Below are 23,882 nucleotides of genomic sequence, written 5' to 3'. Positions count from 1 at the left end.
CTCCGGCAGCGACATGTACCGCTTGCTTCCGCCGTCGAAGCGCCGGCCTGTGGTAAAAGAACGTATGGGCGATTCCCTTCATCTTTCGGCGACAGACCTGGCCGCTCTGGCCTTTTTCCTGGTCGTCTGGGTGCTGCATACGCTGGCCTCCGACGGCAAGCTCGTTAGCCGCGTGTCGCTGACCACGGCCATGAACGCTCAGCGCGAAGCCTGGATGCGCAACATGGCCGAGCGCGAGGTGCGCATAGTCGACACCGCCATCATGTCCGGGCTGCAGCAAGGCACCGCCTTCTTTGCCTCGAGCTCGCTGATCGCGCTCGGCGGCTGCTTTGCCCTTCTCGGCGCTTCCGACCGGGTTCTGACCATAATGACTGACTTGCCGTTGGCCTCCGCATCCTCCCGCGAAGCCTTCCAGACCAAAATGTTCGGCCTGGTGCTGATCCTCGCCTTCGCTTTCTTCAAATTCGGCTGGGCCTACCGGCTGTTCAACTACTGCTCGATCCTGATCGGTGCCGTGCCGGTCCCGCATGGCGAGGCCTCGCGCAATCCGGTCAGCGGGACGGCGGTGTGGCGGGCCACCCGCATGAACGTGCTAGCCGGCAAGCATTTCAATTCCGGCCTGCGCGCCGTCTTCTTCTCGATCGGCTATCTCGGCTCGTTCGTCGGCCCGACGGTGTTCGTGCTGTCGACGCTGGTGCTGCTTGCCGTGCTTGTGCGCCGTCAGTTCTTCTCGGCCGCGCGCCAGGCAGTGCTTGGTCAGCCGCCCGGCGCCGGGAAAGGTTGATCGATGCGGCCCGACAGCCAATAGGCGGAGAGCCCGATCCATTCGCGGATCGCCATGGTGGTCGCCTGCAGCGAATCGGCCGGATTGTCGCGGAACAGACCGATGCCTTCCTTGCCTGAGGTCCGGTAATCGACCGGCCAAGGGACGGTTGGAAAACCGGCCTTGTCGAACAGCGCCTTGGCGCGCGGCATATGGAAGGCAGACGTCACCAGCAGCCATGTCTCGCCCGGTTTCGGCTCGACCAGCCTGCGGGTGAAGACTGCATTTTCGTACGTGTTGCGGGACTTGTTCTCAAGAATCAGGCGATCGGGCGCGACCCCCAGCGCGCCAAGCAGGCGCGGCGCGGTGTCGGCATCGCCCTCGCCGTCCAGGAAAAGCTCGCCATTGCCGCCGGAGACGACCACTTTCGCTTGCGGAAAACGCCTGGCGAGGATCGCGGTCTCGACCATGCGATCGCCGCCGCTGTTCAGCTCATAGCCGCCGCGCGCCAGATTGATCGCGCCCTCGAAACCGCCGCCGAGCACGACGATGCCGTCGACCTTGGCCGGCAGCGGCGGCTTGGGAAAGCGTTCCTCCAGCGGATTGAGCATCATTGCGCCAAGCGAGGTCCAGGCCGAAAGCGCGAGGATCAGGAAGGCGAGCACGCTGCCGGTGCCGGCCAGCCGAGGGCGGCGGAAGAGCGCCGCCAGCAGACCGGCGAGCAGCAGGAAGATCGCCAGATTGAGCGGCTGGACGAGAAACCAGAGGATCTTGGAAAGATAATAGAACATCCCTCACCCCATTACGGCGCCGCGCGTCCGTTTGGACGCGCAAAGGACGCCACAACGCTAATGGACTAGATGAGGGACAACGCTACCACCACTTGTCCGGCTGGAACCTGCCCGCGGCCTGTTCGATGACGTGGGCGGTCTGGAACAGCGTTTCCTCGTCGAACGGCCTGCCGATGAGCTGCAGGCCGAGCGGCAGGCCTTTGCGGTCAAGGCCGGCGGGCACCGATATCCCCGGCAACCCGGCCATGTTCACCGTCACGGTGAAGATGTCGTTGAGATACATTTTCACCGGATCGGCGTTCATGTCCTCGTCGGCGACGCCGAAGGCAGCCGACGGTGTGGCCGGGGTCAGGATGACGTCGACACCGGCAGCAAAGACGGTCTCGAAATCGCGCTTGATCAGCGTGCGCACTTTCTGCGCCTGCAGGTAGTAGGCGTCGTAGTAACCCGCGGAAAGCACATAGGTGCCGATCATGATGCGGCGCTTGACCTCGCGGCCGAAGCCGGCGGCGCGGGTCTTCTCATACATGTCGACGATGTCCTTGCCGGGCACGCGCAACCCGTAGCGCACGCCGTCATAGCGGGCGAGGTTGGACGAGGCCTCGGCCGGCGCCACGATGTAGTAGGCCGGCAGCGCGTATTTGGTGTGCGGCAGCGAGATATCGACGATCTCCGCGCCGGCATCCTTCAGCCAGGCAATGCCTTTCTGCCAGAGCGCCTCGATATCCTCGGGCATGCCGTCGACGCGGTACTCCTTCGGAATGCCGACCTTCATGCCCTTGATCGGCTTGCCGATCACCGCCTCGTAGTCCGGCACCGGCCGGTCGACCGACGTCGTGTCCTTCGGGTCCGAGGAGGCCATCGACTTCAATAGGATCGCGGCGTCGCGCACATCGCGCGCGATCGGACCGGCCTGGTCGAGCGAGGACGCGAAAGCGACCACGCCCCAGCGCGAGCAGCGGCCATAGGTCGGCTTGATGCCGACGGTGCCGGTGAAGGCTGCCGGCTGGCGGATCGAGCCGCCGGTATCGGTCGCGGTGGCGCCGGCGCAGAGGAAGGCGGCGACCGCGGAAGCCGATCCGCCGGAGGAGCCGCCCGGCACCAGCTGGGCGTTATCCAACGTCCGCGCGGTCTTCGCGCCGCCGGCCGAGACAAACCCGCCGTCGCCCTGATGCGTCGTCGGCGTCACCACCGTGTCGAGGCGCGAGCGCCGCCAAGGATTGATGACCGGGCCGTAATAGGAGGTCTCGTTGGAGGAGCCCATGGCGAACTCGTCCATGTTGAGCTTGCCGAGCATAACGGCGCCGTCGGCCCACAGATTGGATGTGACGGTCGATTCGTAGCGCGGTTGGAAACCGTCGAGCACATGGCTGCAGGCCTGGGTGTGGACGCCTTCGGTGGCGAACAGATCCTTGATGCCGAGCGGAATTCCTTCGAGCGCCCCGCCCTCGCCCTTGCCGAGCTTCGCGTCGGAAGCCTTGGCCATCTCGCGCGCCTTGTCGCCGGTCACCGTGACATAGGCATTAAGCACCGGATTGGCGCGCTCGATCGCCGAGAGATAGGCTTCGGTGATCTCGGCAGCCGAAATCTCCTTGCCGCGCAGCTTGGCGCGGGCCTCGGAAATGGTGAGATGTGTGAGGTCGCTCATCAGGCAAGGCTCTTTTCGTAAAACACCGACCATTCCGAGTCGGGATAATCCAGCACCGGGCCGCAACGCGAAAACCCGGCGCGTTCGTAGACGGCCCAGGCGGCAGGGTGGCGATCGCCGGTCTCCAGAACCAGGCGCTTCAGGCCTTCCTGCCGCGCCAGACCCTCGATCCGCGCAACGATTTGGGCACCGATCTTCTGGCCGCGATGCGTGGGCCGCGTGTACATGCGCTTGACCTCGCCGACCGCGTCGGCATGACGCTTCAGCGCGCCGCAGCCAACCGCAAGGCCAGCGTCGCGGGCGACGAACACGGTCGTGTCGTGGCCAGCCATCTGCTCGACGGTGAGGTGATAGCAATGTTCCGGCGGCGTCAGTTCGAGCAGCGCGGTGTTGAGTTCTGCGACCAGCGCGCGCACGTCGTCCTGCAAGGGCGTCTCGACGCCGATTTCGACGGCCATCCTGCCCTTACTCCACAACCTTGGGAACGAGGAAGAAATTCTCTTCCGTGGCCGGCGCGTTGGCGACGATGTCGACCGCCTTGTTGCCGTCGGTGATCATATCCTGCCGCTTCTTCATCTCCATCGGCGTGACCGACGTCATCGGTTCGACGCCGGAGACGTCCACCTCGTTCAACTGCTCGACGAAGCCAAGGATGGCGTTCAGCTCGCCTGTCATGCGCTCGGCATCCTGCTCGCTCACCGCAATACGGGCAAGGTGCGCGACGCGCTTCACGGTCTGAAGATCAACGGACATGTCTATTTGCCTCGGGAAAACCAGTGCGGGCTATAGCGGCGCCGCGCTTGCGGCGCAACATAGATCATGCCGCCGACCGGGATGCGGTGCTTCGGGCGCCGCTCTAGGTAGTGTACCCTACTACATAGGGCGAACGCCTAGATCGTGATCGCCTTGCCGATCTCGGGCAGCGCCACCTTGACGCCGGATCCCTCCATGCCGGCGACGAATTTGTCGGCGGTCTGATCGATCATCGGGAAGGTGCCGAAATGGCAGGGAACGACCGTATCGAAGCGGAAAAAGCGGCGGCAGGCTAGGGCAGCCACCGCGCCGCCCATGGTGAAGCGATCGCCGACCGGCACGATGCCGATCTTCGGTTCATGCAATTCGTTGATCAGCCCCATATCGGAAAAAATGTCGGTGTCGCCCATGTGGTAGAGCGTCTTGTCCTGCGGGAAATGCAGCACGAGCCCCCCCGGATTGCCGAGATAGGTGTTGGTGCCGTCTTGTCCGCCGAACGAAGAGGAGTGCAAAGCCTGGACGAAAGTGGTGGTGAAGGGACCGCAATCGACGGTACCGCCGATATTGCCGGGATTTATCTTCTTATCGCTGACGCCCTGGCCGACGAGATACATGCAGATCTCGAAATTGGCGACAAGCATGGCGCCGCTCTTCTTCAGCACCTCGGCGGCGCCGCTGATATGATCGCTGTGGCCATGGGTCAGAAGAACATGCGTCACCCCTTCGGCTGGATTTTCCCAGCCGCCCGTCCATGACGGATTGCCGACCAGATACGGGTCGATGAGGATCTTGGCGTCGTTGGTCTCGATGCGGAATGCCGAATGTCCATACCAGGTCAGTTTCATGAAGGGATTCCTCGATTTTCTCGTTGCCAAAGGATAGAACGCCGAAAGCAAATTGAAAGTCCCGCGGCCGATCAAAAAGCCGCGCGGCGACTAACCAGGACGAGCGGTTGGGCATCATAAGCATCGAGGAATTGCCGGCAGTTCTCGCGGGCGGCCGCACGCTCGCCGGGCTTGATCTGGGCGACAAGACGATCGGCGTGGCGGTGTCGGACCGAAGCCTGTCCTTCGCCCATCCGCGCCCGGTCATCCTGCGCAAGAAGTTTTCGCTCGATGCCGCCCAGTTGCTGGCTCAGCTCGAGAAGGACAATGTCGGCGCGATCGTGCTCGGCCTTCCCGTCAACATGGACGGATCGGAAGGTCCGCGCGCCCAGAAGTCCCGCGCCTTCGCGCGCAACATGGCCGCCTTGTCCGACCTGCCCTTCGTGCTGTGGGACGAGCGGCTGTCGACGGTCGCGGCGGAACGGACGCTGATCGAGATGGATTTCTCGCGCAAGAAGCGCGCCGGCAAGATCGATTCGGCGGCGGCGGCCTTTATTCTGCAGGGAGCGTTGGACCGACTCCAGTCGCTCGGCCAAGCTGATCAGGGCTGACAGGGCCTTCCCGGCGCCGCCTGATCCATTCGGCGATTTGGCGCCGGCGGCGGAATGCCACCAGCCCGAGCAGCAGGAAACTGTCGAACACACAGGCCCGCGCCACCATACCGGGGATGATTCCCGGATCGACGCCGAGCATCTGGCCGTAAAGCTGGAAGACCAGGTCGTGCAATTGGCGGCTGAGCATCACGTAGCCGAAATTGATGTCGTTGAGAGACAGGAAGAACCAGCCCCAGAACAGGACCAGCGGAGCCGCCCAGAATGCGAACAAGGCGCGCATCAGCGGCGACCTCCGGGTCTGGTTTCCGGCCGGCTGGAGATGCGGGACAGGAGCGAGCTGTGCGCGACGCCCGCTGCCATGCGATGGGAAACCAGGGGGGCTTCGCCTTCATGCAAGGTCATCGCGGCGAGAGCCGAGCGTCGCTCGGCGAGCACCGCGACATAAGAGGCGAGCAGCGCCGTCATCTGGATGGCGACGACCATGAACAGCCCGTTGATGCCTTGCGCGGCGCCGCCGACGAGAATCACCGAAAGCAGGAAGGAGGCGCAGATGAAGGCTATCCGCACCACCGTATCGCCCGCATCCGGCCTTGTCGCGATGTTGAGCAGCGTCTCGACGAAGGCCCAGCAGAACAGCAGCGCGACGATCAGCAGAGCGACCGCGAGCGGCGCCACGACGAGAGCATGATCGAGATCCGGGAAACGGCTGCTTTGCAGCGAGACGCCAAGCACGCCGAGCGCCGACGCGATGCCGCGATTGCCATCCATGCAGATGTAGGCCAGCAGGGCGAAGACAACCGCCCAATGCAAGGCCAGAAATGATGTCAAAACGTGCCGCATGCGCTTCCTGCCTGGGAGCACGGGATCGTCATGGTTAACATTTCCCTACTCCGGTGGACAGAGTGGGCTCCGCGAAGCCTCCCCGCAACGGAAACCATTCGTTAAGGTTAACGGCAATCCACAGGCCGGCGATCGAACGCCTTTCAGGCCGCTCAATTCAGCGGCGGGTAAAGCGTGTCGATGATCATGCGCGCGTCATGGCGCGAATCGAGCATGCCGTAGGTGGTGCGCCATTGGCCGCCGAGTCTTGTTTCGACGAAGGCGTCGGCGATCCGCCCTGCCCCCAGCCGGCGCAGCTCCGCCGCCGCCGCCGAAAGCGCCAGCTGTTCGGTCAGCAGGCGAGCAGAGCCCTGGTCGGTCGAAGCCACCTGCATGGCCGCATTGAGCACGCTGATGGTGCCCCGCCCGCCGGCGCCGAGGTCGCGGTCGATGCCGGCCAGCACCTCCTCGAACAGGCCTGGCGCGCGGCCAAGCACACGCAGCACGTCGAGCGCCATGACGTTGCCGGAGCCTTCCCAGATCGCGTTGACCGGAGCCTCACGGTAATAGCGAGCAAGCGGCGCTTCCTCCACATAGCCGTTGCCGCCGAGGCACTCCATCGCCTCGTAAAGCAAGGCCGGTGCGATCTTGCATACCCAGTATTTGACCACCGGCGTCATGGCGCGTGCAAAGGCCGCCTCGCCGCGATCGCTCGCCGCCTCGTCGAAGGAACGCGCCAGCCGGAACGACAGCGCCGTCGCGGCGGCAACGTCGAGCGCCATGTCGGCAAGGACCCGCTGCATCAGCGGTTGATCGACCAGACTGGTGCCGAACACCTGGCGATGGCGCACGTGGTGGACGGCTTCGGCCAGCCCGGCGCGCATGAGCGCTGACGAAGCGACGGCGCAGTCGAGCCTGGTCAGCGTGACCATGTCCATGATCGTCTTGATCCCGGCGCCCGGCTCGCCGACCATCTCGCCGATGGCATTGGCGAACTCGACCTCCGACGAGGCGTTGGAGCGGTTGCCGAGCTTGTCCTTCAGGCGCTGGAAACGGAAGCCATTGCCCGAGCCGTCGCCCAGAATGCGCGGAACCAGGAAGCATGAAAGCCCTTCCGGCACCTGGCCGAGCACGAGAAAGGCGTCGGACATCGGCGCCGACATGAACCATTTATGCCCGGTCAGCCGATAGAAGCCGTTTCCCGCGCGCTCGGCCTTTGTGACATTGGCGCGCACGTCGGTGCCGCCCTGTTTCTCGGTCATACCCATGCCGAGGGTAAGCCCGGTCTTTTGCACCGGCGGCTTCTGGCTCTGGTCGTATTTGCGCGTTGTCACGCGCGGCGCCCATTCGCGGAACAGCTTTGGGCTCGCCATCAGCGCCGCCAGCGAAGCGCTGGTCATGGTGATGGGGCAAAGATGTCCGGTCTCGAGCTCCGCGGTCAGGTAGAAGCGCGCCGCCCTCACCTGATGCCGGCGGCCGATCTCGGCATCGCCGTTTTCCCAAACCGAGGAATGCAGGCCGCCGGCAACCGAGCGTCGCATGAGCGCGTGATAAGCGGGATGAAACTCGACCAGATCGACGCGTCGGCCCTGGCGGTCATGCGTCCTGAGCTTCGGTGTGTCGGTGTTGGCGAGCCGGGCAAGTTCCTGTGCTTCCTGCGTCATGACGAACCTGCCGAGCCCGTCCAGATCCTTGCGGACGGAATCGGAAAAACGCTCGGCAAGCTGGATGAGCAACGGATCGCCCCGCCATGCGTTGCCGCCCGTCAGTGGCGGCGGCTGGTTGATCACCTCGTCGGTCACGCCCAATCCTTCAGTTGGCAGAGAGGTCCTTACCATCTCAAGGCCGCGGTCGCGAATCCGAAGCCATCGGGCCTTATAGCCAAGCAATGCAAGGCGCGCGACGAAAATACCGGGGAGAACGCGCGCAATCCAAAGCTGGCGCTTGCGGCTGGCCGGACCGCACCCTATAGCAGCGCCTTGAGATGACCGACGCTTCGTCCCTGCCGCTGTTCCCTCACCGCCATCTTCTAGGCATCCGCGATCTTTCCCCCGCTGATATCGAGCTGTTGCTCGATCGCGCCGACCGGGCCGTCTCGATCTCGCGGCAATCTGAAAAGAAGACCTCGACGCTGCGCGGCCGGACACAAATCAACCTCTTCTACGAGGCCTCGACCCGCACGCAATCGTCCTTCGAGCTCGCCGGAAAACGGCTCGGGGCCGACGTCATGAACATGTCGGTGGCGAGCTCTTCGGTGAAGAAGGGCGAGACCCTGATCGACACCGCCATGACGCTCAACGCCATGCGTCCGGATATCCTGATCATCCGCCATCAGTCGGCGGGCGCGGCAGCGCTTCTGGCGCAAAAGGTCGGCTGCTCGGTGGTCAACGCCGGCGACGGCGCGCATGAGCACCCGACGCAGGCGCTGCTCGACGCGCTGACCATACGCCGCGCCAAGGGACCGCTGTCGAAGCTGATCGTGGCGATCTGCGGCGACATTCTGCATTCGCGCGTCGCCCGCTCCAACATCATGCTCTTGAACGCGCTCGGCGCGCAGGTGCGGGTGGTCGCACCCTCCACGCTGCTGCCCGCGGGCATCGACAGGATGGGCGTGATCGTGTCGCGCTCGATGGCGGAAGGACTGAAGGACGCCGACGTCGTGATGATGCTGCGCCTGCAGCGCGAGCGCATGGAAGGCGCCTTCGTGCCGTCGATCCGCGAATATTTCCGCTATTTCGGCCTCGACGCCGAGAAGCTGAAAGCGGCCAAGGAGGATGCGCTGGTCATGCATCCCGGGCCGATGAACCGCGGCGTCGAGATCGCCTCGGAGATCGCCGACGGGCCGCAGAGCGTCATCCAGGAACAGGTCGAGATGGGCGTAGCCGTGCGCATGGCGGTTATGCAAGCGCTGTTAGACCCGCGCCGCAACCAGGAGGGACGCGGCGCATGAGCGTGACGGTCTTCGACAAGGCCCGCATCGTCGACCCCTCGCGCGGTGTCGACGAGATCGGCGCCGTCATCGTCGACGGCCGCCGCATCGTCGCTGCCGGCAAGGCGGCGCTGAACCAGGGCGCCCCTGAAGGCGCTGTCGTCATCGACTGCGCCGGCAAGACGATTATTCCGGGTCTCATCGATGCCCGCGTCTTCATCGGCGAACCCGGCGGTGAGCACCGCGAGACCATCGCCTCGGCAAGCGTCGCTGCGGCAGCCGGCGGCGTCACCTCCATCGTCATGATGCCTGACACCAATCCGGTGATCGACAATGTGGCGCTGGTCGAATTCGTGCTGCGCACGGCAAGGGACACCGCAAGCGTCAACATCTTCCCAGCGGCGGCAATCACCAAGGGTCTCGACGGCCGCGAGATGACCGAGTTCGGCCTGCTGCGCGAAGCCGGCGCCGTGGCCTTCACCGATGGTCGACACACGATCGCCAACGCCTTGGTCATGCGCCGCGCGCTGACTTATGCCCGCGATTTCGGTAGCGTGATCGCGCATGAAACCCAGGATGCCGACCTTGCCTCGGCCGGCGTGATGAACGAGGGCCTTTATGCGAGCTGGCTCGGCCTTTCCGGCATCCCGCGCGAGGCCGAGCTCATCCCGCTGGAGCGGGACCTGGCGCTGGCGCGGCTGACCGGCGGCGCCTATCACGCCGCCAAGATCTCGACTGCGATGGCGGTTGGCGCTGTGAGCCGGGCAAAGGCCGACGGCGCCAATGTCACGGCAGGCGTCGCCATCCACAATCTGTCGCTCAATGAGAACGATGTCGGCGAATACCGCACCTTTTTCCGGCTCACCCCGCCCTTGCGCGCCGAGGACGACCGGATGGCGATGGTCGAGGCGATCAAGGACGGCACGATCGATCTCATCGTCTCCTCGCACGACCCGCAGGATGTCGATACCAAGCGACTGCCTTTCGCGGATGCCGCCGCCGGGGCGATCGGGCTCGAGACGCTGCTTGGTGCAGCACTTCGGCTCTACCACAATGGCGATGTGCCGCTGCTCCGGCTGGTTGAGACCCTGTCCACCGCGCCGGCAAGACTGTTCGGCCTGCCCGGCGGCACGCTGAAGCCGGGTGCCGCGGCCGATCTTGCGCTGGTCGATCTTGACGAGCCCTGGATCGTCAGCGAGAGCGGCCTGCACTCGCGGTCGAAGAACACCTGTTTCGAAGGCGCGCGCCTTCAGGGCAAAGTCTTGCAAACCATGGTAGCGGGCCGCACAGTGTTTTCGGCCTGAACATCAATCGACCAAAGCCGGAAGCAGCTGGATCGGCTGAAATAGGTGGGGGACAATGGGTTACGGGCTCGCACTGATCTTCGGATACCTGCTCGGCTCGATCCCGTTCGGGCTTTTGATTACCCGCGCGGCCGGTCTCGGCGATGTCCGCCAGATCGGTTCAGGCAACATCGGCGCGACCAATGTGCTGCGCACCGGCAACAAGGGGCTCGCCGCTGCGACGCTGCTGCTCGATGCGCTGAAGGGCACCGCGGCAGTGCTGATCGCCGGACATTTCTCGCCGGACTTCGGACTGCTCGCCGGCTTCGGCGCTTTCCTCGGCCATCTCTTTCCGGTCTGGCTAGGATTCAAGGGCGGCAAGGGCGTCGCCACCTACCTCGGCGTGCTGCTCGGGCTTGCCTGGCAGGGCATGGTTGTCTTCGCCGTTGTCTGGCTCGCCATGGCCTTCCTGTTCCGCTACTCCTCGCTCGCGGCGCTCGCGGCGACGGTGGTCGTGCCGATCGCGCTTTACTTCATCAGCACGCCTCAGATCGCCGGCCTGTTCGCGCTGATGAGCCTGATCGTCTTCGTCAAGCACCGCGCCAACATCTCGCGGCTGCTCGCCGGCACCGAGGGCAAGATCGGGGCGAAGGGGTGAGTGCTCCGGTCACCGGCCCGCGCCTTAGCGAGCGGCAACGGCTTGCCTGGCTTCGCCTGATCCGCACGCCGAACGTCGGCCCTGCCTCTTTTCGCGAACTGATCAATCGCTTCGGCTCGGCCGAAGCCGCGCTCGAAATGCTGCCCGAGCTGATGATCTCGGGCGGCGCCAACCGCATCGCTCGCATTCCCTCCGCCGGCGAAGCCGAGGCGGAGTTGGAAGCGGCCCGGCGCGCCGGCGCCCGGTTCGTCGGCATCGGCGAAGCAGACTATCCCGCTTTGCTGAAGACCCTGGACAACCCGCCGCCGCTGTTGGCGGTGAAGGGTGAAGGCGCGGTGTTCCGTCTCCCTGCGGTGGCGATCGTCGGCGCCCGCAACGCCTCGCTCGCCGGCATCAAGATGGCGAGAATGCTGGCGAGCGACCTCGGTCGCGAGGGCTACGCCATCGTCTCCGGCCTCGCACGCGGCATCGACACCGCGGCGCATCAGGGGAGCCTTTCGACCGGCACGGTCGGAGTGCTGGCCGGCGGCCTCGATGTGCCCTACCCGCCGGAAAATGCCGGTCTGTGCGACGACATCGCCGAGCGCGGCGGCGCCATCGTTTCGGAAATGCCCTTCGGCTGGCAGCCGCGAGCGCAGGATTTCCCGCGCCGCAACCGCCTCGTCGCCGGCATTGCGCTCGGGCTCGTCGTGGTCGAAGCCGCACAGCGCTCGGGTTCGCTGATCAGCGCCAGGCTGGCCGGCGAGATGGGCCGACTGGTCTTCGCGGTTCCGGGCTCGCCGCTCGACCCGCGTGCCGCCGGCAGCAATGCGCTGCTCAAGGACGGCGCCACGCTCGTCACCGAAGCGGCCGACATTCTGGGCGCGCTGGCACCGCTGGCTGGCACTCGCCCGCCAAGGACCATGCCGCTCGCCGAGGCGCCCGACTTGTCGGCAATGCCGCCGCCCGGCGACGACGAACGCGCCGACGTGCTGGAAGCGCTCGGCCCGACGCCGATCGCGGTCGACGAGATCATCCGCCACACAGGCTTGAGCGCCGCGCAGATCGCCATGGTGCTGTTGGAGCTCGACCTCGCCGGACGCCTCGAGCGCCATGCCGGCGGGAACGTGTCGCTGGTGGCGTGAACCCGGCTGCTGCTCCGACCTGCGGCTTCAGCGTTAGCGGAACAAATATTTGGACACTTCAGGATTGCCTCGGCGCCACATCACGTTGTCCAGAAAATAGTGGTGCACGTTGATGAAGATCAGCACGATGAAGAAGAACAGCGAGGACCCGAGGACTTGCTTGTCGTAGGGGATCAAGGCAGTCATCGCCATCGGCATAAGCCAGAAGCCGAGATATCCGAGCGCACCACCCCCGACGATGAATCCCAGAACCCTAAGCCTGTAGAGAGGTCCGAGAAAGGACAGTACCTTCGGTTGCGGATTTTGTGCGGCATCCGCGACGTCGCGCTCGACGTTCGTCTGGTAGCGCCAGACCACGGCCAGATACTGCAGCGAGTGGAGCGCCGGCACCACTAGCAGCCAGAGCGGGTTTATCCTCGCAATCAGGATCCACAGATAGAGCGACGCGACATAGGCTACGATGCCGTTATACGGCAGCGCATGACCATTTCTGTGCCAGCGGTTGATCAGCATCAGAACCGTGGCCGCCGTCGAGGCGACGGCCGCCAGCAGGGCAATGTTGGTTATCCAGGAAGGGACCGCGAATGTGTAATATTCCAGGCCGTAATATTTCCCCTGGGTCACCGCCGTGTTCGTCTGGAGCCATGCCAGGATCCACACGACATAGCTGTTGACCAGCAGCACCTTCTTGTCACGATCGTCGAAGAATTTACGCTTCAGCACGGCGTCGACCATCAGCATGCCGTAGCCTTGCTTGACGTAGTGCCAACCGACGAAGAAGAACATGGCGTTGGCTGCGTATCCCAGCAGCCGAGTGTCCGCCCTTGCCGCGCCATATGCAAAGAACGCGGCCATGATCAGGGGGACGACGATGCCCGCGAAAATATAGCGAAGCTGCAGGCTCTTCTCGTATCCGTTGCCCCTCACCTTGCGCCCGAAATTGCGATAGAAAATCTGGTACGAGTGGGCGAAGTGGGGGTAGTTGACCAGATATGCCACGACGACCATGGTTGCAGCGACGAGGCCTTCATATTCGAGCGGCACCAGGAACAGGATGGGCAGGATCAGAAACGCGCTGCCGCCGAGCATGAGGAAATCGGCGACCGGGCCAAACAGATATTTGCCAGGCAGCGTCGCCGCTTTAGCGGCTGAAGCATCCACCGAAAGGTCAAGTGCCATGGTCGAGCTCTCCTTCGGGAAGGATCGAGCTTAGCCGCCACCCCGCCTGGCGACAAGGTTGGGGTGCCGCTCCAGCCTTTGCCGACGTCTCGATCCCCAGTTAGATGGAAAACTGAACGCGTTTCGGCGACTGCAGCTCGCGCCCCATCTTTGCCGCCTGAAAGATCGTCAGCAAGACCAGGATCGGCTCACCGTCTGTCGGATTGACGGTCAGGGCCACGCGGCCGAGTTCGTCACTCATGGCGCAAGTCCAGTCTTTGACGGCAATCACCTTCTTCTCGGGCAATTTATCCTCCCCTTGGGCCGCCATCCTGACGCTACCTGCCAGGTTGCACGGAACCAGGCATGGCGCGGCCGGCCCACACCGGATCGATCCTACTCGCCGGGCAACCATGGCCCCGGCGAATTCGAACACAAGCATTCGCGAATGTAAAAGCAACCGATCAGCCGGCAGTATTAGAGGGCATCGTCAAGTTGCATGATCCAGCAGCCTGGTTGCGACGGTTTCACGGCGATGCTCTGAATTGGCGCGATCGATGCCGTCTACGGTGATCGCGAACATCCCGTTTTCGATCCTTGCTATCCAGCTCTTTGCCTTCAGATACCAAAGATGAAATTCCAGATGTTCTCGCGGGCAGCCCGACAAGCGTTCGAGCTCTTCATCGCCGATGCCAGGATTGTTGACGTCCTGTCGACGTTTTACATAGAGAAGCGACAGCAGCTTGGCCTGGATGACAACGTCCCGTTCAAGCCCTTTGGCATCGCTGGCTTCTTCGGCGAGCTCGCGGCGAACGCTCAGATGGTCTCTATACTGGACATCGTATTGGGCGCGTTTGACTGGATCCTTGAGCGTATTATGGGCTTCTACGATTTCGCTGAAGCGTGACTCATTGCCGGTATCCCGATTGTCGGGATGGTAGCGCATGGCAAAGTAACGAAATATCCGCTCGATCGTTTCCGAATTCGCGTTCGGGCTGATCTCGAGCAGCTCATAGTAGTCAACGAACATAGTGGTGATTCCACAGAATCGATATTGCGACACCACTCCCCAACGGCAGCATCGCGCAACCGTCCTGCCCGCGCAAGCCGCATACCGAGCATGAGGGACTCGCCGCAAGCGATCTTGCGGAACCTGGCAGTCAGAATTCACGGAAGGCTGTTGAGCCTAGGCGGAAGGCAGCAGCGGCGCCGACAGGGTCGCTTTGGGAAGAACTCGCCGGGCGAGGCCCCCAACAACGGCCTTCAAGCCCGACGAGCTGCCGGGGATCAAACCGGCCATGTCTGCGGTGCAAAGCCGATGCCAAGCATTCCCGTCCTGAAACGAGACAGGAAGACCAAATGCCACCTGGTCGGGTCGTTTCGGCTGCCGGGCTTTCTCGGTGCCAATCACGAATCTGGCAGCCACAGGTAAAGCGGGGCGTGAGAAGCGGTCTGCCGTCTCGAAGTCGAAACCTTATCTCGTTGAAATGGGTTGGAAATTTGGTGAGCGCGATGGGATTCGAACCCATGACCTACTGATTAAAAGTCAGTTGCTCTACCGGCTGAGCTACGCGCTCCCGCGGGCTCAAAACACCGCCCTCGAAATTGCGCGGAACATAGGGAGAGTGCCGCGACCGGTCAACCGGAAAAACACCAGCTTCCAAGGCGGATTTTGAACGGATTCCAAAGGAGCGGTTAAGATGCCCGGGAGAAGCTTTCGGTGCCTCCGCCAATCACCCGGACCCGGGCTGCTTCAGAAAGCCCTCCGATAACAACAGGTTGATGGGGAAGCGGGAACCATTGCAACCCAGACCCGTTTCGCAACACAGGGACGATTACCAAACCCTTGAGGAGTACATCGATGAAAAGGATCGCATCAGGCCTGATGGCAGCCGCCCTCTCGGCGTCGTTCATCGCGGCGGAGGTGGTGCCGGTCAACGCTCAGCCAGCTTATGTGCCACAATCCCAGGGCCTCTGGTCGGATGTCCAGACCGTGCAGTATCGGGATTGGAGACGACACCGCAGCTTCAACCGCGATTTCTCGCGTCGCGACGGCGTCGTCTACTGGAATGGCCATCGCGGCTACCGTGAATATCGCCGCGGCTATCGCCGGCATGGCGATTATTGGTTCCCGCTCGCTGCCTTCGCCACCGGCGCGCTGATTACCGGCGCCATCATCAACAGCCAGAACCGCGTCTATCGTGGCGGCGATGCGCATGTGCAGTGGTGCTATGACCGTTATCGGTCTTATCGCGCCTCGGACAACACTTTCCAGCCCTACAACGGCCCGCGTCAGCAGTGCGTTTCGCCCTACTGACAGCCTCCAGTCAGTATCCAGGGTCGTTGACCGAGCCCGTGCAGCAAGGCACGGGCTCTCTGTTCGTTCAGCTGGCCCAGTTGACGCTTTTCAATATCAGGTACAGGCCCCCGCCTTCCCCTCGGGGTGAGCGATAGGCTCCGAGCGCGTTGCAAATCCGAACCATGGCACCGGTCAGTCCCCAACCAAGCGCTTCGAGGTCATCGGCCACGTCGAGCACATAAGCCTGCGCCAGTTCGTCTATGCCCTTCTCCTCGCCGAATGACCGAACCAGTTTGGCGTCGCTGAGAAGATCGCCCGGCAAATTTGAATTTGCCCAAGCCCATAGCCAGTTGTCCGCCTTGGCGCTTGTAGAGCCGGCAATCTGTATGTGAGCGACCACCTTGACGACACCATCTGCCGAAAAAAGCAGTTTTCCGGTGGTTAAGTCATAGTCGTAGCGCTGCCAGCTGCCGAGGCGGAATTCATCCTCCAAACGATGGTTCTTGGCGTTCAGTTGGTCGAAAGCCTCGTCACGCCATGCGGGGTACCAGTCCGGATGCTTCATGCCCCCTCGCCTTGCCGTGTCTCCCGCGCCCCTCATTGCACACTCAGCGTCCTGCGCACTGCGTCGCGCCAGCCACTCAGCTTGGCGGAACGGGTGGCGGCGTCCATATCCGGCTTGAAGCGCTTATCGAGAGCCCAGGTCTTGGCAAACTCCTTCGCCTTCGGCCACACGCCGGCTTTGGATCCGGCAAGCCAGGCGGCACCCAGCGCGGTCGTTTCCAGGATGGTCGGCCGATCGACCGGCGCGTCGAGGATGTCGGCCAACCTCTGCATGGTCCAATCCGATGCGACCATGCCGCCGTCGACCCGCAGCACGGTCTTGGCGGAAGCGCCCTTCCAATCCTTGCGCATGGCGTCGAGCAGGTCGCGCGTCTGGAAGGCGACGGATTCGAGCGCCGCGCGCGCGAACTCGGCCGGGCCTGAATTGCGCGTCAGGCCGAAGATCGCGCCGCGGGCATCCGCGTCCCAGTGCGGCGCGCCCAGGCCGACAAAGGCCGGCACCAGATAGACTTGTTGCGCCGGATCGGCGGTCGCCGCCAGCGCGCCGCTCTGCTCGGCCTTGCCGATCACCTTGATGCCGTCGCGCAGCCATTGCACGGCGGCACCCGCAATGAAGATCGAGCCCTCCAGCGCATAGGTGGTCTTGCCGTTCAACCGATAGGCGATGGTGGTCAAGAGCCGGTTCTTCGAGCGCACCAGATCGGCGCCGGTGTTCAGCAGCGCGAAGCAGCCGGTGCCGTAGGTGGACTTCATCATGCCCGGCTTGAAACAGGCCTGGCCGATGGTCGCTGCGTGCTGGTCGCCGGCGACCCCGAGAATCCTCATCTCGGCGCCGAAAAGGCTCTTTTCTGTGACACCGAAATCATCGGCGCAGTCCTTCACCTGCGGCAGGACCGCGGCCGGTATGTTCAGGATGGACAGCAGCTCGTCGTCCCAGACATTCTTCTCGATGTTGTAGACCAGCGTGCGCGAGGCGTTGGTGGCATCGGTGGCGTGTACCTTGCCGCCGGTCAGGCGCCAGATGAGAAAACTGTCGATCGTGCCGGCGAGCAATTCGCCTTTCTCGGCGCGCTTTCTCGCGCCCTTCACCTTGTCCAGCATCCAGGCGATCTTGGTGCCGGAGAAATAGGGATCGAGCAGCAACCCGGTCTTTTTCGTGAACGTCTTCTCCAGCCCTTGCTTCTTGAGCTTCTGGCAAAGCGGCGCGGTTCGTCTGTCCTGCCACACAATCGCGTTGTGGATCGGTTTTCCCGTCGCCTTGTCCCAGATGACCACCGTCTCGCGCTGGTTGGTGATGCCGATCGCGGCCATATCCGATGCTGCGCAACCGGCAGCCTTCAGCGCCGCCTTCACTGTCGCGAGCACGCTTGCCCAAATGTCTTCCGGATCATGCTCGACCCAGCCGGAAGCCGGATAATGCTGCGTGAATTCCTGCTGGCCCGTGCCGGCGACTTTCATTTCGCTGTCGAAGACGATCGCCCTGGTCGAGGTCGTTCCCTGGTCGATGGCCAGCACAAAACCGCTCATTCCGTCCCTCCACTTCTCATGCAACAGGGGAGACGGCCAAGCCGCCTCCCCTGCATTTCCTACACAGGCTCGCGGGCCTGCGTCATGCAGTTACTGCTGCTGCCAGCTCTTCACCAGCTCGTCGTAGTTGATGGTGATCGGCTTTTCCTTTTCGTTCTCGATCTTCAACTGCGGCGCAAGGTTGCCCTTCGAGACCGCGTCCTTGTTCCAGTATTCGAGATCATGCTCTTCGGCCATCTTCGGGCCGATATCGCCCTGGACGCCCGACTTTTCGATGCGGCTCATGACCTTTTCCTGCTCGGCGCAAAGCGAGTCCATCGCTTCCTGCGCGGTTTTGGCGCCCGACGACGCATCGCCGATCGCCTGCCACCAGAGCTGAGCGAGCTTCGGATAGTCAGGCACGTTGGTGCCGGTCGGCGACCACTGGACGCGGGCCGGCGAGCGGTAGAACTCGATCAGGCCGCCGAGCTTCGGAGCGCGCTCGGTGAAGCTCTTGTCGTGGATCGTGCTCTCGCGGATGAAGGTCAAGCCGACATGGCTCTTCTTCACGTCGACGGTCTTCGAGGTGACGAACTGGGCGTAAAGCCAGGCGGCCTTGGCGCGGTCGGTCGGCGTCGACTTCATCAACGTCCAGGAACCCACGTCCTGGTAGCCGAGCTTCATGCCGTCCTTCCAGTAGACACCATGCGGCGACGGCGCCATGCGCCACTTCGGCGTGCCGTCGTCGTTCAGCACCGCCTTGGCGCTGGCGTCGACCATCGAGGCGGTGAAAGCGGTGTACCAGAAGATCTGCTGGGCCACCCCACCCTGCGCCGGAACCGGGCCGGATTCGGAGAAGGTCATGCCCTGCGCTTCGGCCGGAGCGTAGGCCTTCAGCCAGTCGAGGTATTTCTGGATCGAGTAGACGGCAGCCGGACCATTCGTGTCGCCGCCGCGCGCGGTGCAGGAGCCCACGGGCCGCGAATTCTCGTCGACCTTGATGCCCCATTCGTCGACCGGCAGGCCGTTCGGAATGCCCTTGTCGCCGTTGCCGGCCATGGACAGCCAGGCGTCGGTGAACCGCCAGCCGAGCGACGGGTCCTTCTTGCCGTAGTCCATGTGGCCGTAGACCTTCTTGCCATCGATTTCGCGGCCGGTGAAGAACGCGGCGATGTCCTCATAGGCCGACCAGTTGACGGGAACGCCGAGGTCGTAGCCGTACTTGGCCTTGAAGTCGGCCTTGTTCTTCTCGTCGTTGAACCAGTCGTAGCGGAACCAGTAGAGGTTCGCGAACTGCTGGTCCGGCAGTTGATAGAGCTTCTTGTCGGGCGCCGTCGTGAACGAGGTGCCGATGAAGTCCTCCAGGTCGAGATTCGGATTGGTGACGTCCTTGCCGTCGCCTTCCATCCAGTCGGTCAGGTTGCGCACCTGCTGGTAGCGCCAGTGCGTGCCGATCAGGTCGGAGTCGTTGACCCAGCCGTCATAGAGGTTCTGACCGGTCTGCATCTGGGTCTGGATCTTCTCGACGACGTCACCTTCCTGGATCGTGTCGTGGGTGACCTTGATGCCAGTGATGGCCGAGAAGGCCGGCGCCAGCACCTGCGATTCATAGGAATGGGTGGCGATGGTTTCCGACACGACCTTGATGTCCATGCCGGCAAACGGCTTGGCTGCGTCGATGAACCACTGCATTTCCTTTTCCTGATCGGCGCGCGAAAGCGTCGACAGATCACCTATCTCCTTGTCGAGAAAGGCTTTTGCCTCGTCCATACCGGCATAGGCGTTACCTACGCCCAGCAATAGTGCAATGGCTGTCGTTGATGTAAAAATTTGCCGTCGCATGTGTTTCCTCCAGTCTTAGGTTGCAAGTGCGATCTGGAGCGGCCGCAGGCACGCGGCCGCTCCAACTATTTCCCCCTCTATACGTATCGGAATACGCCGATCGCGTAGACCACGGAGAGAGCGAGAGCCCACCACAGGTTGGGTCCAACGAGACCCAGCCAAGCGAGATGGATAAAGGCGCTGCCGAGCAGCGACAGGAAGAGGCGGTCGCCGCGCGTCGTTTCGAAGCGCAGGATACCGACGCGCGGATTGCCGCCCGGCGAGGCATATTCCCAGGCCGCCATGCCGACCAACAGCAGCAATACGGTTCCGAAGAAAGCCGCCGTCGGCAACGTCCACGCCATCCAGGAGAAGTCGAGGTTCATCGATCACACCCTCCCCAGGGCAAAGCCCTTGGCGATATAGTTGCGCACAAACCAGATCACCAGCGCGCCGGGGATCAGCGTCAGCACGCCGGCTGCGGCGAGCAGCCCCCAGTCCATGCCGGCGGCCGAGACGGTGCGGGTCATGGTGGCCGCGATCGGCTTGGCGTCGGTCGTCGTCAGCGTGCGGGCGATCAAAAGCTCCACCCAAGAGAACATGAAGCAGAAGAAGCAGGCGACACCGATGCCGCTCGCGATCAGCGGCATGAATATCTTTACGAAGAAGCGCGGGAAGGAATAGCCGTCGATATAGGCGGTCTCGTCGATCTCCTTCGGCACCCCGGACATGAAGCCTTCCAGGATCCACACCGCCAGCGGCACGTTGAACAGACAGTGCGCCAGCGCCACCGCGATATGCGTGTCGATCAGGCCGAAGGCCGAATAGAGCTGGAAGAACGGCAGGGCGAACACCGCCGGCGGCGCCATGCGGTTCGTCAACAGCCAGAAGAACAGGTGCTTGTCGCCGAGGAAGCGGTAGCGCGAGAAGGCGTACGCCGCGGGCAGCGCCACGGCCACCGAGATCACCATGTTCATCACCACATAGGTGATCGAATTGATGTAGCCCGAATACCAGGACGCATCGGTGAAGATGGTGCGGTAGTTTGCCAGCGTCGGATTGTGCGGGAACAACGTCAGCGACGAGACGATCTCCGCATTGGTCTTGAAGCTCATGTTGATGAGCCAGTAGATCGGCAGCAGCAGCACGACGATGTAGAGTGTCGGCACAATCCACCACCAGCGCGATTCCTCGCCCCGGCGCCGCATCAGCTTCGCCACCTCGTCCTGCGAAAGGGTGCTGCCTACCTCGGTGACCGCCGCTTCGCTTACGCGTGTCGTCTCGTTTGCGCTCGCCATCTCAGCGCTCCGCGTCGTAGTTGGTCATCACGGTGTAGAACACCCACGACAACAACAGGATGATCAGGAAATAGACCAGCGACATGGCCGCCGCCGGACCGAGATCGAACTGACCGAGCGCCATCTTGACGAGGTCGATCGACAGGAACGTGGTCGAATTGCCGGGACCGCCGCCGGTGACGACGAAGGGCTCGGTATAGATCATGAAGGAGTCCATGAAGCGCAGCAGCACCGCGATCAGCAGCACGCGCTGCATCTTCGGCAACTGGATGTAGCGGAACACCGCCCAGCGCGAGGCACCGTCGATCTTGGCCGCCTGGTAGAAGGCGTCCGGGATCGAAACCAGGCCGGCATAGCAGAGCAGCACGACCAGGCTCGTCCAGTGCCACACGTCCATGATGATGACGGTGACCCACGCGTCGATCGGATCCTGGACATAGTTGTAGTCGATGCCGAATGCGTTGACGTAGTAGCCGAGCAGGCCAATGTCGTTGCGGCCGAACACCTGCCAGATCGTGCCGACAACGTTCCATGGGATGAGCAGCGGCAGCGCCATCAGCACCAGGCAGACCGGCACGCCCCATCCCTTCTTCGGCATGTTGAGCGCGATGAAGATGCCGAGCGGCACCTCGATCGCCAGGATGATGAAGGAGAAGATCAGGTTGCGCGCCATCGCTTCCCAGAAGCGGTCGGACGCCAGCAACTCCTCGAACCACTCGGTGCCGGCCCAGAAGAAGACATTGTTGCCGAACGTGTCCTGCACCGAATAGTTGACGACGGTCATCAGCGGAATGACGGCCGAGAAGGCCACCAGCACCAACACCGGCAGGACGAGGAACCAGGCTTTGTTGTTCCAGGTCTTTTCCATCTACGCCCCCATCTCGACGCGCCATGAATCGGCATAGATGTTGATGCCGGCCGGATCGAAGCGGACCCTGGGTTCGGTCGGCACCTCATCGTCCTCGCCGATGACGGCGGCGATCTCTTTGCCCTCGAGATTGGCGCGAACCACCTTGTGGCGGCCAACATCCTCGACCTTGCTGACGGAAACCGCCATGCCTTCGCGGCCGAGCCGGACATATTCGGGACGGATGCCGAGCTCGACGGGACCGGCTTCGGCCTTGGGTGCGCCCGGCAGTTCGATGCGCTGCGAGCCGAGCAACGCCGTCCTGCCTTCGAGCGCAACCGGAAGCACATTCATGCCCGGCGAACCGATGAAATAGCCGACGAAGGTGTGGCGCGGCCGCTCGAACAGCTCGGCCGGCGTGCCGATCTGCACGATCTCGCCGTCATACATGACCACGACGCGGTCGGCGAAAGTCAGCGCTTCGGTCTGGTCGTGCGTGACATAGACCATGGTGTAACCAAACCGGCGATGCAGCTGCTTCAGCTGCGAACGCAGCACCCATTTCATATGCGGATCGATGACGGTGAGCGGCTCGTCGAACAGGATGGCGTTGACGTCCGAGCGCACTAGTCCTCGACCGAGCGAGATCTTCTGCTTCTGGTCGGCGGTCAGCCGGCGCGCCTTCCGGTTCGCCATCGAGGCGAGATCGATCATGTCGAGCGTCTCGCGCACCTTGCGGTCGACATCGGCCTCCGGCACGCGGCGGTTGCGCAGCGGAAAGGCCAGATTGTCGTAGACGGTCATGGTGTCGTAGATGACCGGGAATTGGAACACCTGGGCGATATTGCGCTCCTGCGTCGACAGATTGGTCACGTTCCGGCCGTTGAACAGGAGCTGGCCGTGCGAGGGATGGAGCAGCCCCGAGATGATGTTGAGCAAGGTGGTCTTGCCGCAGCCGGACGGCCCGAGCAGCGCATAGGCGCCGCCGTCCTCGAAGGTGTGATGCACTTCCTTCAGCGCGAAATCCGAATCCTTCTTTGGATTGGTTAGGTAGGAGTGGCGGATGTGGTTGACGTCGATGCGTGCCATCGCTTCCTCCTCAGGCCGCCAGCTTCGACGCAGTCACCGCGCGGCCGTTCTGGTCGAAGACCATGATGTGGCGCGGGTCGATGAACACCTCGACCTCGTCGTCGGTCTCGAAATCGAGGATGCCGTGCGCGAGCATCACCCAGCGCGCGTCGGCGAAGTCGAGATGGACGAAGCTTTCCGAGCCGGTGATCTCGGTGATGGTGACCTTGGCCCGCACCGGCACGGCGCCGGCGTTGGGACGCTCCAGCGACAAATGGTGCGGCTGGAAGCCGATCGTGTAGCTGGCATCCGGAATGCCGAGCAGTTCCGGCGGCACCGGCAGCTTCACGCCGCCTTCGAGAAGGAAGTCCGATCCATTCTTGGCGAGAACAATGGTGTTGAGCGGAGGGTCGGCGAAGGTACGCGCCGTCACCAGGTCGACCGGCTTGCGGAACACCTCGACGGTTGGGCCGAACTGCGTGACGCGGCCTTCCGAAAGCGTTGCGGTGTTGCCGCCGAGCAAAAGCGCCTCGTGCGGCTCGGTCGTGGCATAGACGAAGATGGTGCCCGCCGCGGCGAAAATCTTCGGCAGTTCGGCGCGCAATTCCTCGCGCAGCTTGTAGTCGAGATTGGCGAGCGGCTCGTCGAGCAGCACCAGGCTGGCGTTCTTGACGATGGCGCGGGCAAGCGCCGTGCGCTGCTGCTGGCCGCCCGAGAGGTTGAGCGGCGTGCGGTCGAGATAGGGCGTGAGCTTGAGAAGTGCCGCAGCGTTGCGCACCTCCTTGTCGATCCTGGCCTGTTCGACGCCGGCAACCCGAAGCGGCGAGGCGATGTTCTCGTACACCGTCATCGCCGGGTAGTTGATGAATTGCTGGTAGACCATGGCAACGTTGCGCTTCTGCACCGGCTGTCCGGTGACGTCCTTGCCGTCGAACCAGACGGAGCCCGAAGTTGGCGCATCGAGCCCGGCCATCAGCCGCATCAGGCTGGTCTTGCCGGAAAGCGTCGGCCCGAGCAGGACATTCAGCGAGCCGTGCTGAAGCGTCAGCGACACGTCGCGAATATGCTCCTGCGCGCCGACCGCCTTCGTCACGTTCCTCAGTTCCAGCATCACG

General features: G+C 63.3%; 26 protein-coding genes and 1 tRNA gene. 7 read left to right on the top strand and 20 right to left on the bottom strand.

Features of this window, described 5'->3' with window-relative positions:
- Window positions 1–64: 64 nt before the first annotated feature.
- Window positions 65–784 carry a DUF599 domain-containing protein gene (locus tag P9228_RS16360; protein ID WP_095825359.1) on the top strand — a complete coding sequence of 240 codons (720 nt, stop codon included), beginning with the start codon at window positions 65–67 and terminating at the stop codon, window positions 782–784.
- Here P9228_RS16360 and P9228_RS16355 read toward each other — a convergent pair.
- The 5 genes from P9228_RS16355 to P9228_RS16335 form a co-directional block, all read right to left on the bottom strand.
- Complete coding sequence (locus P9228_RS16355; protein WP_095825358.1) at window positions 757–1,554, bottom strand: YdcF family protein; 798 nt, start codon at window positions 1,552–1,554, stop codon at window positions 757–759. The two genes, P9228_RS16360 and P9228_RS16355, sit on opposite strands and share 28 nt — an antisense overlap.
- A gap of 82 nt (window positions 1,555–1,636) precedes the next feature.
- Complete coding sequence (locus tag P9228_RS16350) at window positions 1,637–3,202, bottom strand: amidase family protein (RefSeq protein WP_278054339.1); 1,566 nt, start codon at window positions 3,200–3,202, stop codon at window positions 1,637–1,639.
- Complete coding sequence (locus P9228_RS16345; RefSeq protein WP_095800779.1) at window positions 3,202–3,660, bottom strand: GNAT family N-acetyltransferase; 459 nt, start codon at window positions 3,658–3,660, stop codon at window positions 3,202–3,204. Before P9228_RS16345 ends, P9228_RS16350 begins: the two co-directional genes overlap by 1 nt.
- Window positions 3,661–3,667: 7 nt before the next feature.
- On the bottom strand, window positions 3,668–3,955 hold the full coding sequence (gatC, locus tag P9228_RS16340; protein WP_066992584.1) for an Asp-tRNA(Asn)/Glu-tRNA(Gln) amidotransferase subunit GatC: 288 nt from the start codon (window positions 3,953–3,955) through the stop codon (window positions 3,668–3,670).
- A 137-nt stretch (window positions 3,956–4,092) separates the two neighbouring features.
- On the bottom strand, window positions 4,093–4,800 hold the full coding sequence (locus P9228_RS16335) for a metal-dependent hydrolase (protein ID WP_278054336.1): 708 nt from the start codon (window positions 4,798–4,800) through the stop codon (window positions 4,093–4,095).
- 107 nt (window positions 4,801–4,907) lie between these two features.
- Between P9228_RS16335 and ruvX the strand changes: the two genes are divergently transcribed.
- Window positions 4,908–5,390 carry a Holliday junction resolvase RuvX gene (ruvX, locus tag P9228_RS16330; RefSeq protein WP_278054334.1) on the top strand — a complete coding sequence of 161 codons (483 nt, stop codon included), beginning with the start codon at window positions 4,908–4,910 and terminating at the stop codon, window positions 5,388–5,390.
- Here the strand turns inward: ruvX and P9228_RS16325 are convergent.
- The 3 genes from P9228_RS16325 to P9228_RS16315 all read right to left on the bottom strand — a co-directional run bounded on the left by P9228_RS16325 (window position 5,332) and on the right by P9228_RS16315 (window position 8,014).
- Window positions 5,332–5,673: a DUF6105 family protein gene (locus P9228_RS16325; RefSeq protein WP_066992578.1), complete on the bottom strand. Its 342-nt coding sequence runs from the start codon at window positions 5,671–5,673 to the stop codon at window positions 5,332–5,334. The genes ruvX and P9228_RS16325 overlap by 59 nt on opposite strands.
- Window positions 5,673–6,233 (bottom strand): hypothetical protein, encoded by a 561-nt coding sequence (locus P9228_RS16320; protein ID WP_127240657.1) that lies wholly within the window; start codon window positions 6,231–6,233, stop codon window positions 5,673–5,675. Before P9228_RS16320 ends, P9228_RS16325 begins: the two co-directional genes overlap by 1 nt.
- Window positions 6,234–6,385: 152 nt before the next feature.
- Entirely contained in the window at window positions 6,386–8,014 is a 1,629-nt protein-coding gene (locus P9228_RS16315; RefSeq protein ID WP_127240658.1) for a DNA alkylation response protein, read from the bottom strand.
- 182 nt (window positions 8,015–8,196) lie between these two features.
- Between P9228_RS16315 and P9228_RS16310 the strand changes: the two genes are divergently transcribed.
- Genes P9228_RS16310 through dprA form a run of 4 tightly spaced genes read left to right on the top strand, consistent with a single transcriptional unit; the run spans window position 8,197 to window position 12,206 of the window.
- Window positions 8,197–9,162, top strand: a complete 966-nt coding sequence (locus tag P9228_RS16310; RefSeq protein WP_095777744.1) for an aspartate carbamoyltransferase catalytic subunit — start codon at window positions 8,197–8,199, stop codon at window positions 9,160–9,162.
- Window positions 9,159–10,445, top strand: coding sequence for a dihydroorotase (locus tag P9228_RS16305; RefSeq protein WP_067319817.1), 1,287 nt, complete (start codon window positions 9,159–9,161; stop codon window positions 10,443–10,445). Before P9228_RS16310 ends, P9228_RS16305 begins: the two co-directional genes overlap by 4 nt.
- A gap of 55 nt (window positions 10,446–10,500) precedes the next feature.
- The gene (gene plsY, locus P9228_RS16300) at window positions 10,501–11,082 is read left to right on the top strand and encodes a glycerol-3-phosphate 1-O-acyltransferase PlsY (RefSeq protein WP_067319814.1); all 582 of its coding nucleotides are present in this window, start codon (window positions 10,501–10,503) and stop codon (window positions 11,080–11,082) included.
- Window positions 11,079–12,206: a DNA-processing protein DprA gene (gene dprA / locus P9228_RS16295; RefSeq protein ID WP_095825355.1), complete on the top strand. Its 1,128-nt coding sequence runs from the start codon at window positions 11,079–11,081 to the stop codon at window positions 12,204–12,206. The genes plsY and dprA overlap by 4 nt, the downstream gene beginning before the upstream one ends.
- A gap of 33 nt (window positions 12,207–12,239) precedes the next feature.
- Here the strand turns inward: dprA and P9228_RS16290 are convergent, their stop codons facing one another.
- The 4 genes from P9228_RS16290 to P9228_RS16275 form a co-directional block, all read right to left on the bottom strand.
- Window positions 12,240–13,385, bottom strand: a complete 1,146-nt coding sequence (locus P9228_RS16290) for a hypothetical protein (protein ID WP_095800784.1) — start codon at window positions 13,383–13,385, stop codon at window positions 12,240–12,242.
- A gap of 100 nt (window positions 13,386–13,485) precedes the next feature.
- Window positions 13,486–13,671 (bottom strand): hypothetical protein, encoded by a 186-nt coding sequence (locus P9228_RS16285; protein ID WP_066992556.1) that lies wholly within the window; start codon window positions 13,669–13,671, stop codon window positions 13,486–13,488.
- A 183-nt stretch (window positions 13,672–13,854) separates the two neighbouring features.
- A complete protein-coding gene (locus tag P9228_RS16280; protein WP_067319800.1) occupies window positions 13,855–14,394 on the bottom strand; it encodes a J domain-containing protein in 540 nt (179 codons plus the stop codon).
- Between the two features lie 471 nt (window positions 14,395–14,865).
- A tRNA-Lys gene (locus P9228_RS16275) sits at window positions 14,866–14,941 on the bottom strand.
- A gap of 284 nt (window positions 14,942–15,225) precedes the next feature.
- Here P9228_RS16275 and P9228_RS16270 point away from each other — a divergent pair.
- Complete coding sequence (locus P9228_RS16270; protein ID WP_095777749.1) at window positions 15,226–15,681, top strand: BA14K family protein; 456 nt, start codon at window positions 15,226–15,228, stop codon at window positions 15,679–15,681.
- Window positions 15,682–15,748: 67 nt separating this feature from the next.
- Here P9228_RS16270 and P9228_RS16265 read toward each other — a convergent pair whose 3' ends face one another.
- From P9228_RS16265 to P9228_RS16230, 8 genes are all read right to left on the bottom strand, one after another.
- Window positions 15,749–16,228 carry a DUF6882 domain-containing protein gene (locus P9228_RS16265; protein WP_067319793.1) on the bottom strand — a complete coding sequence of 160 codons (480 nt, stop codon included), beginning with the start codon at window positions 16,226–16,228 and terminating at the stop codon, window positions 15,749–15,751.
- Window positions 16,229–16,260: 32 nt separating this feature from the next.
- Window positions 16,261–17,754, bottom strand: coding sequence for a glycerol kinase GlpK (glpK, locus tag P9228_RS16260; protein ID WP_278054325.1), 1,494 nt, complete (start codon window positions 17,752–17,754; stop codon window positions 16,261–16,263).
- Between the two features lie 90 nt (window positions 17,755–17,844).
- Window positions 17,845–19,575, bottom strand: a complete 1,731-nt coding sequence (locus P9228_RS16255; protein ID WP_127247986.1) for an ABC transporter substrate-binding protein — start codon at window positions 19,573–19,575, stop codon at window positions 17,845–17,847.
- A 77-nt stretch (window positions 19,576–19,652) separates the two neighbouring features.
- A complete protein-coding gene (locus P9228_RS16250; protein WP_067319787.1) occupies window positions 19,653–19,940 on the bottom strand; it encodes a DUF2160 domain-containing protein in 288 nt (95 codons plus the stop codon).
- 3 nt (window positions 19,941–19,943) lie between these two features.
- Window positions 19,944–20,852 (bottom strand): carbohydrate ABC transporter permease, encoded by a 909-nt coding sequence (locus tag P9228_RS16245; RefSeq protein WP_066992537.1) that lies wholly within the window; start codon window positions 20,850–20,852, stop codon window positions 19,944–19,946.
- A 1-nt stretch (window position 20,853) separates the two neighbouring features.
- Window positions 20,854–21,720, bottom strand: coding sequence for a sugar ABC transporter permease (locus P9228_RS16240; protein ID WP_066992534.1), 867 nt, complete (start codon window positions 21,718–21,720; stop codon window positions 20,854–20,856).
- On the bottom strand, window positions 21,721–22,788 hold the full coding sequence (locus tag P9228_RS16235) for an ABC transporter ATP-binding protein (RefSeq protein WP_067319784.1): 1,068 nt from the start codon (window positions 22,786–22,788) through the stop codon (window positions 21,721–21,723).
- 10 nt (window positions 22,789–22,798) lie between these two features.
- Window positions 22,799–23,878: an ABC transporter ATP-binding protein gene (locus tag P9228_RS16230; RefSeq protein WP_278054323.1), complete on the bottom strand. Its 1,080-nt coding sequence runs from the start codon at window positions 23,876–23,878 to the stop codon at window positions 22,799–22,801.
- Window positions 23,879–23,882 lie beyond the last annotated feature (4 nt).

Origin of the sequence: Mesorhizobium sp. WSM4898, assembly GCF_029625845.1 — a bacterium.
Classification (GTDB): domain Bacteria; phylum Pseudomonadota; class Alphaproteobacteria; order Rhizobiales; family Rhizobiaceae; genus Mesorhizobium.
This window is presented reverse-complemented; position numbering and strand designations above follow the sequence as displayed.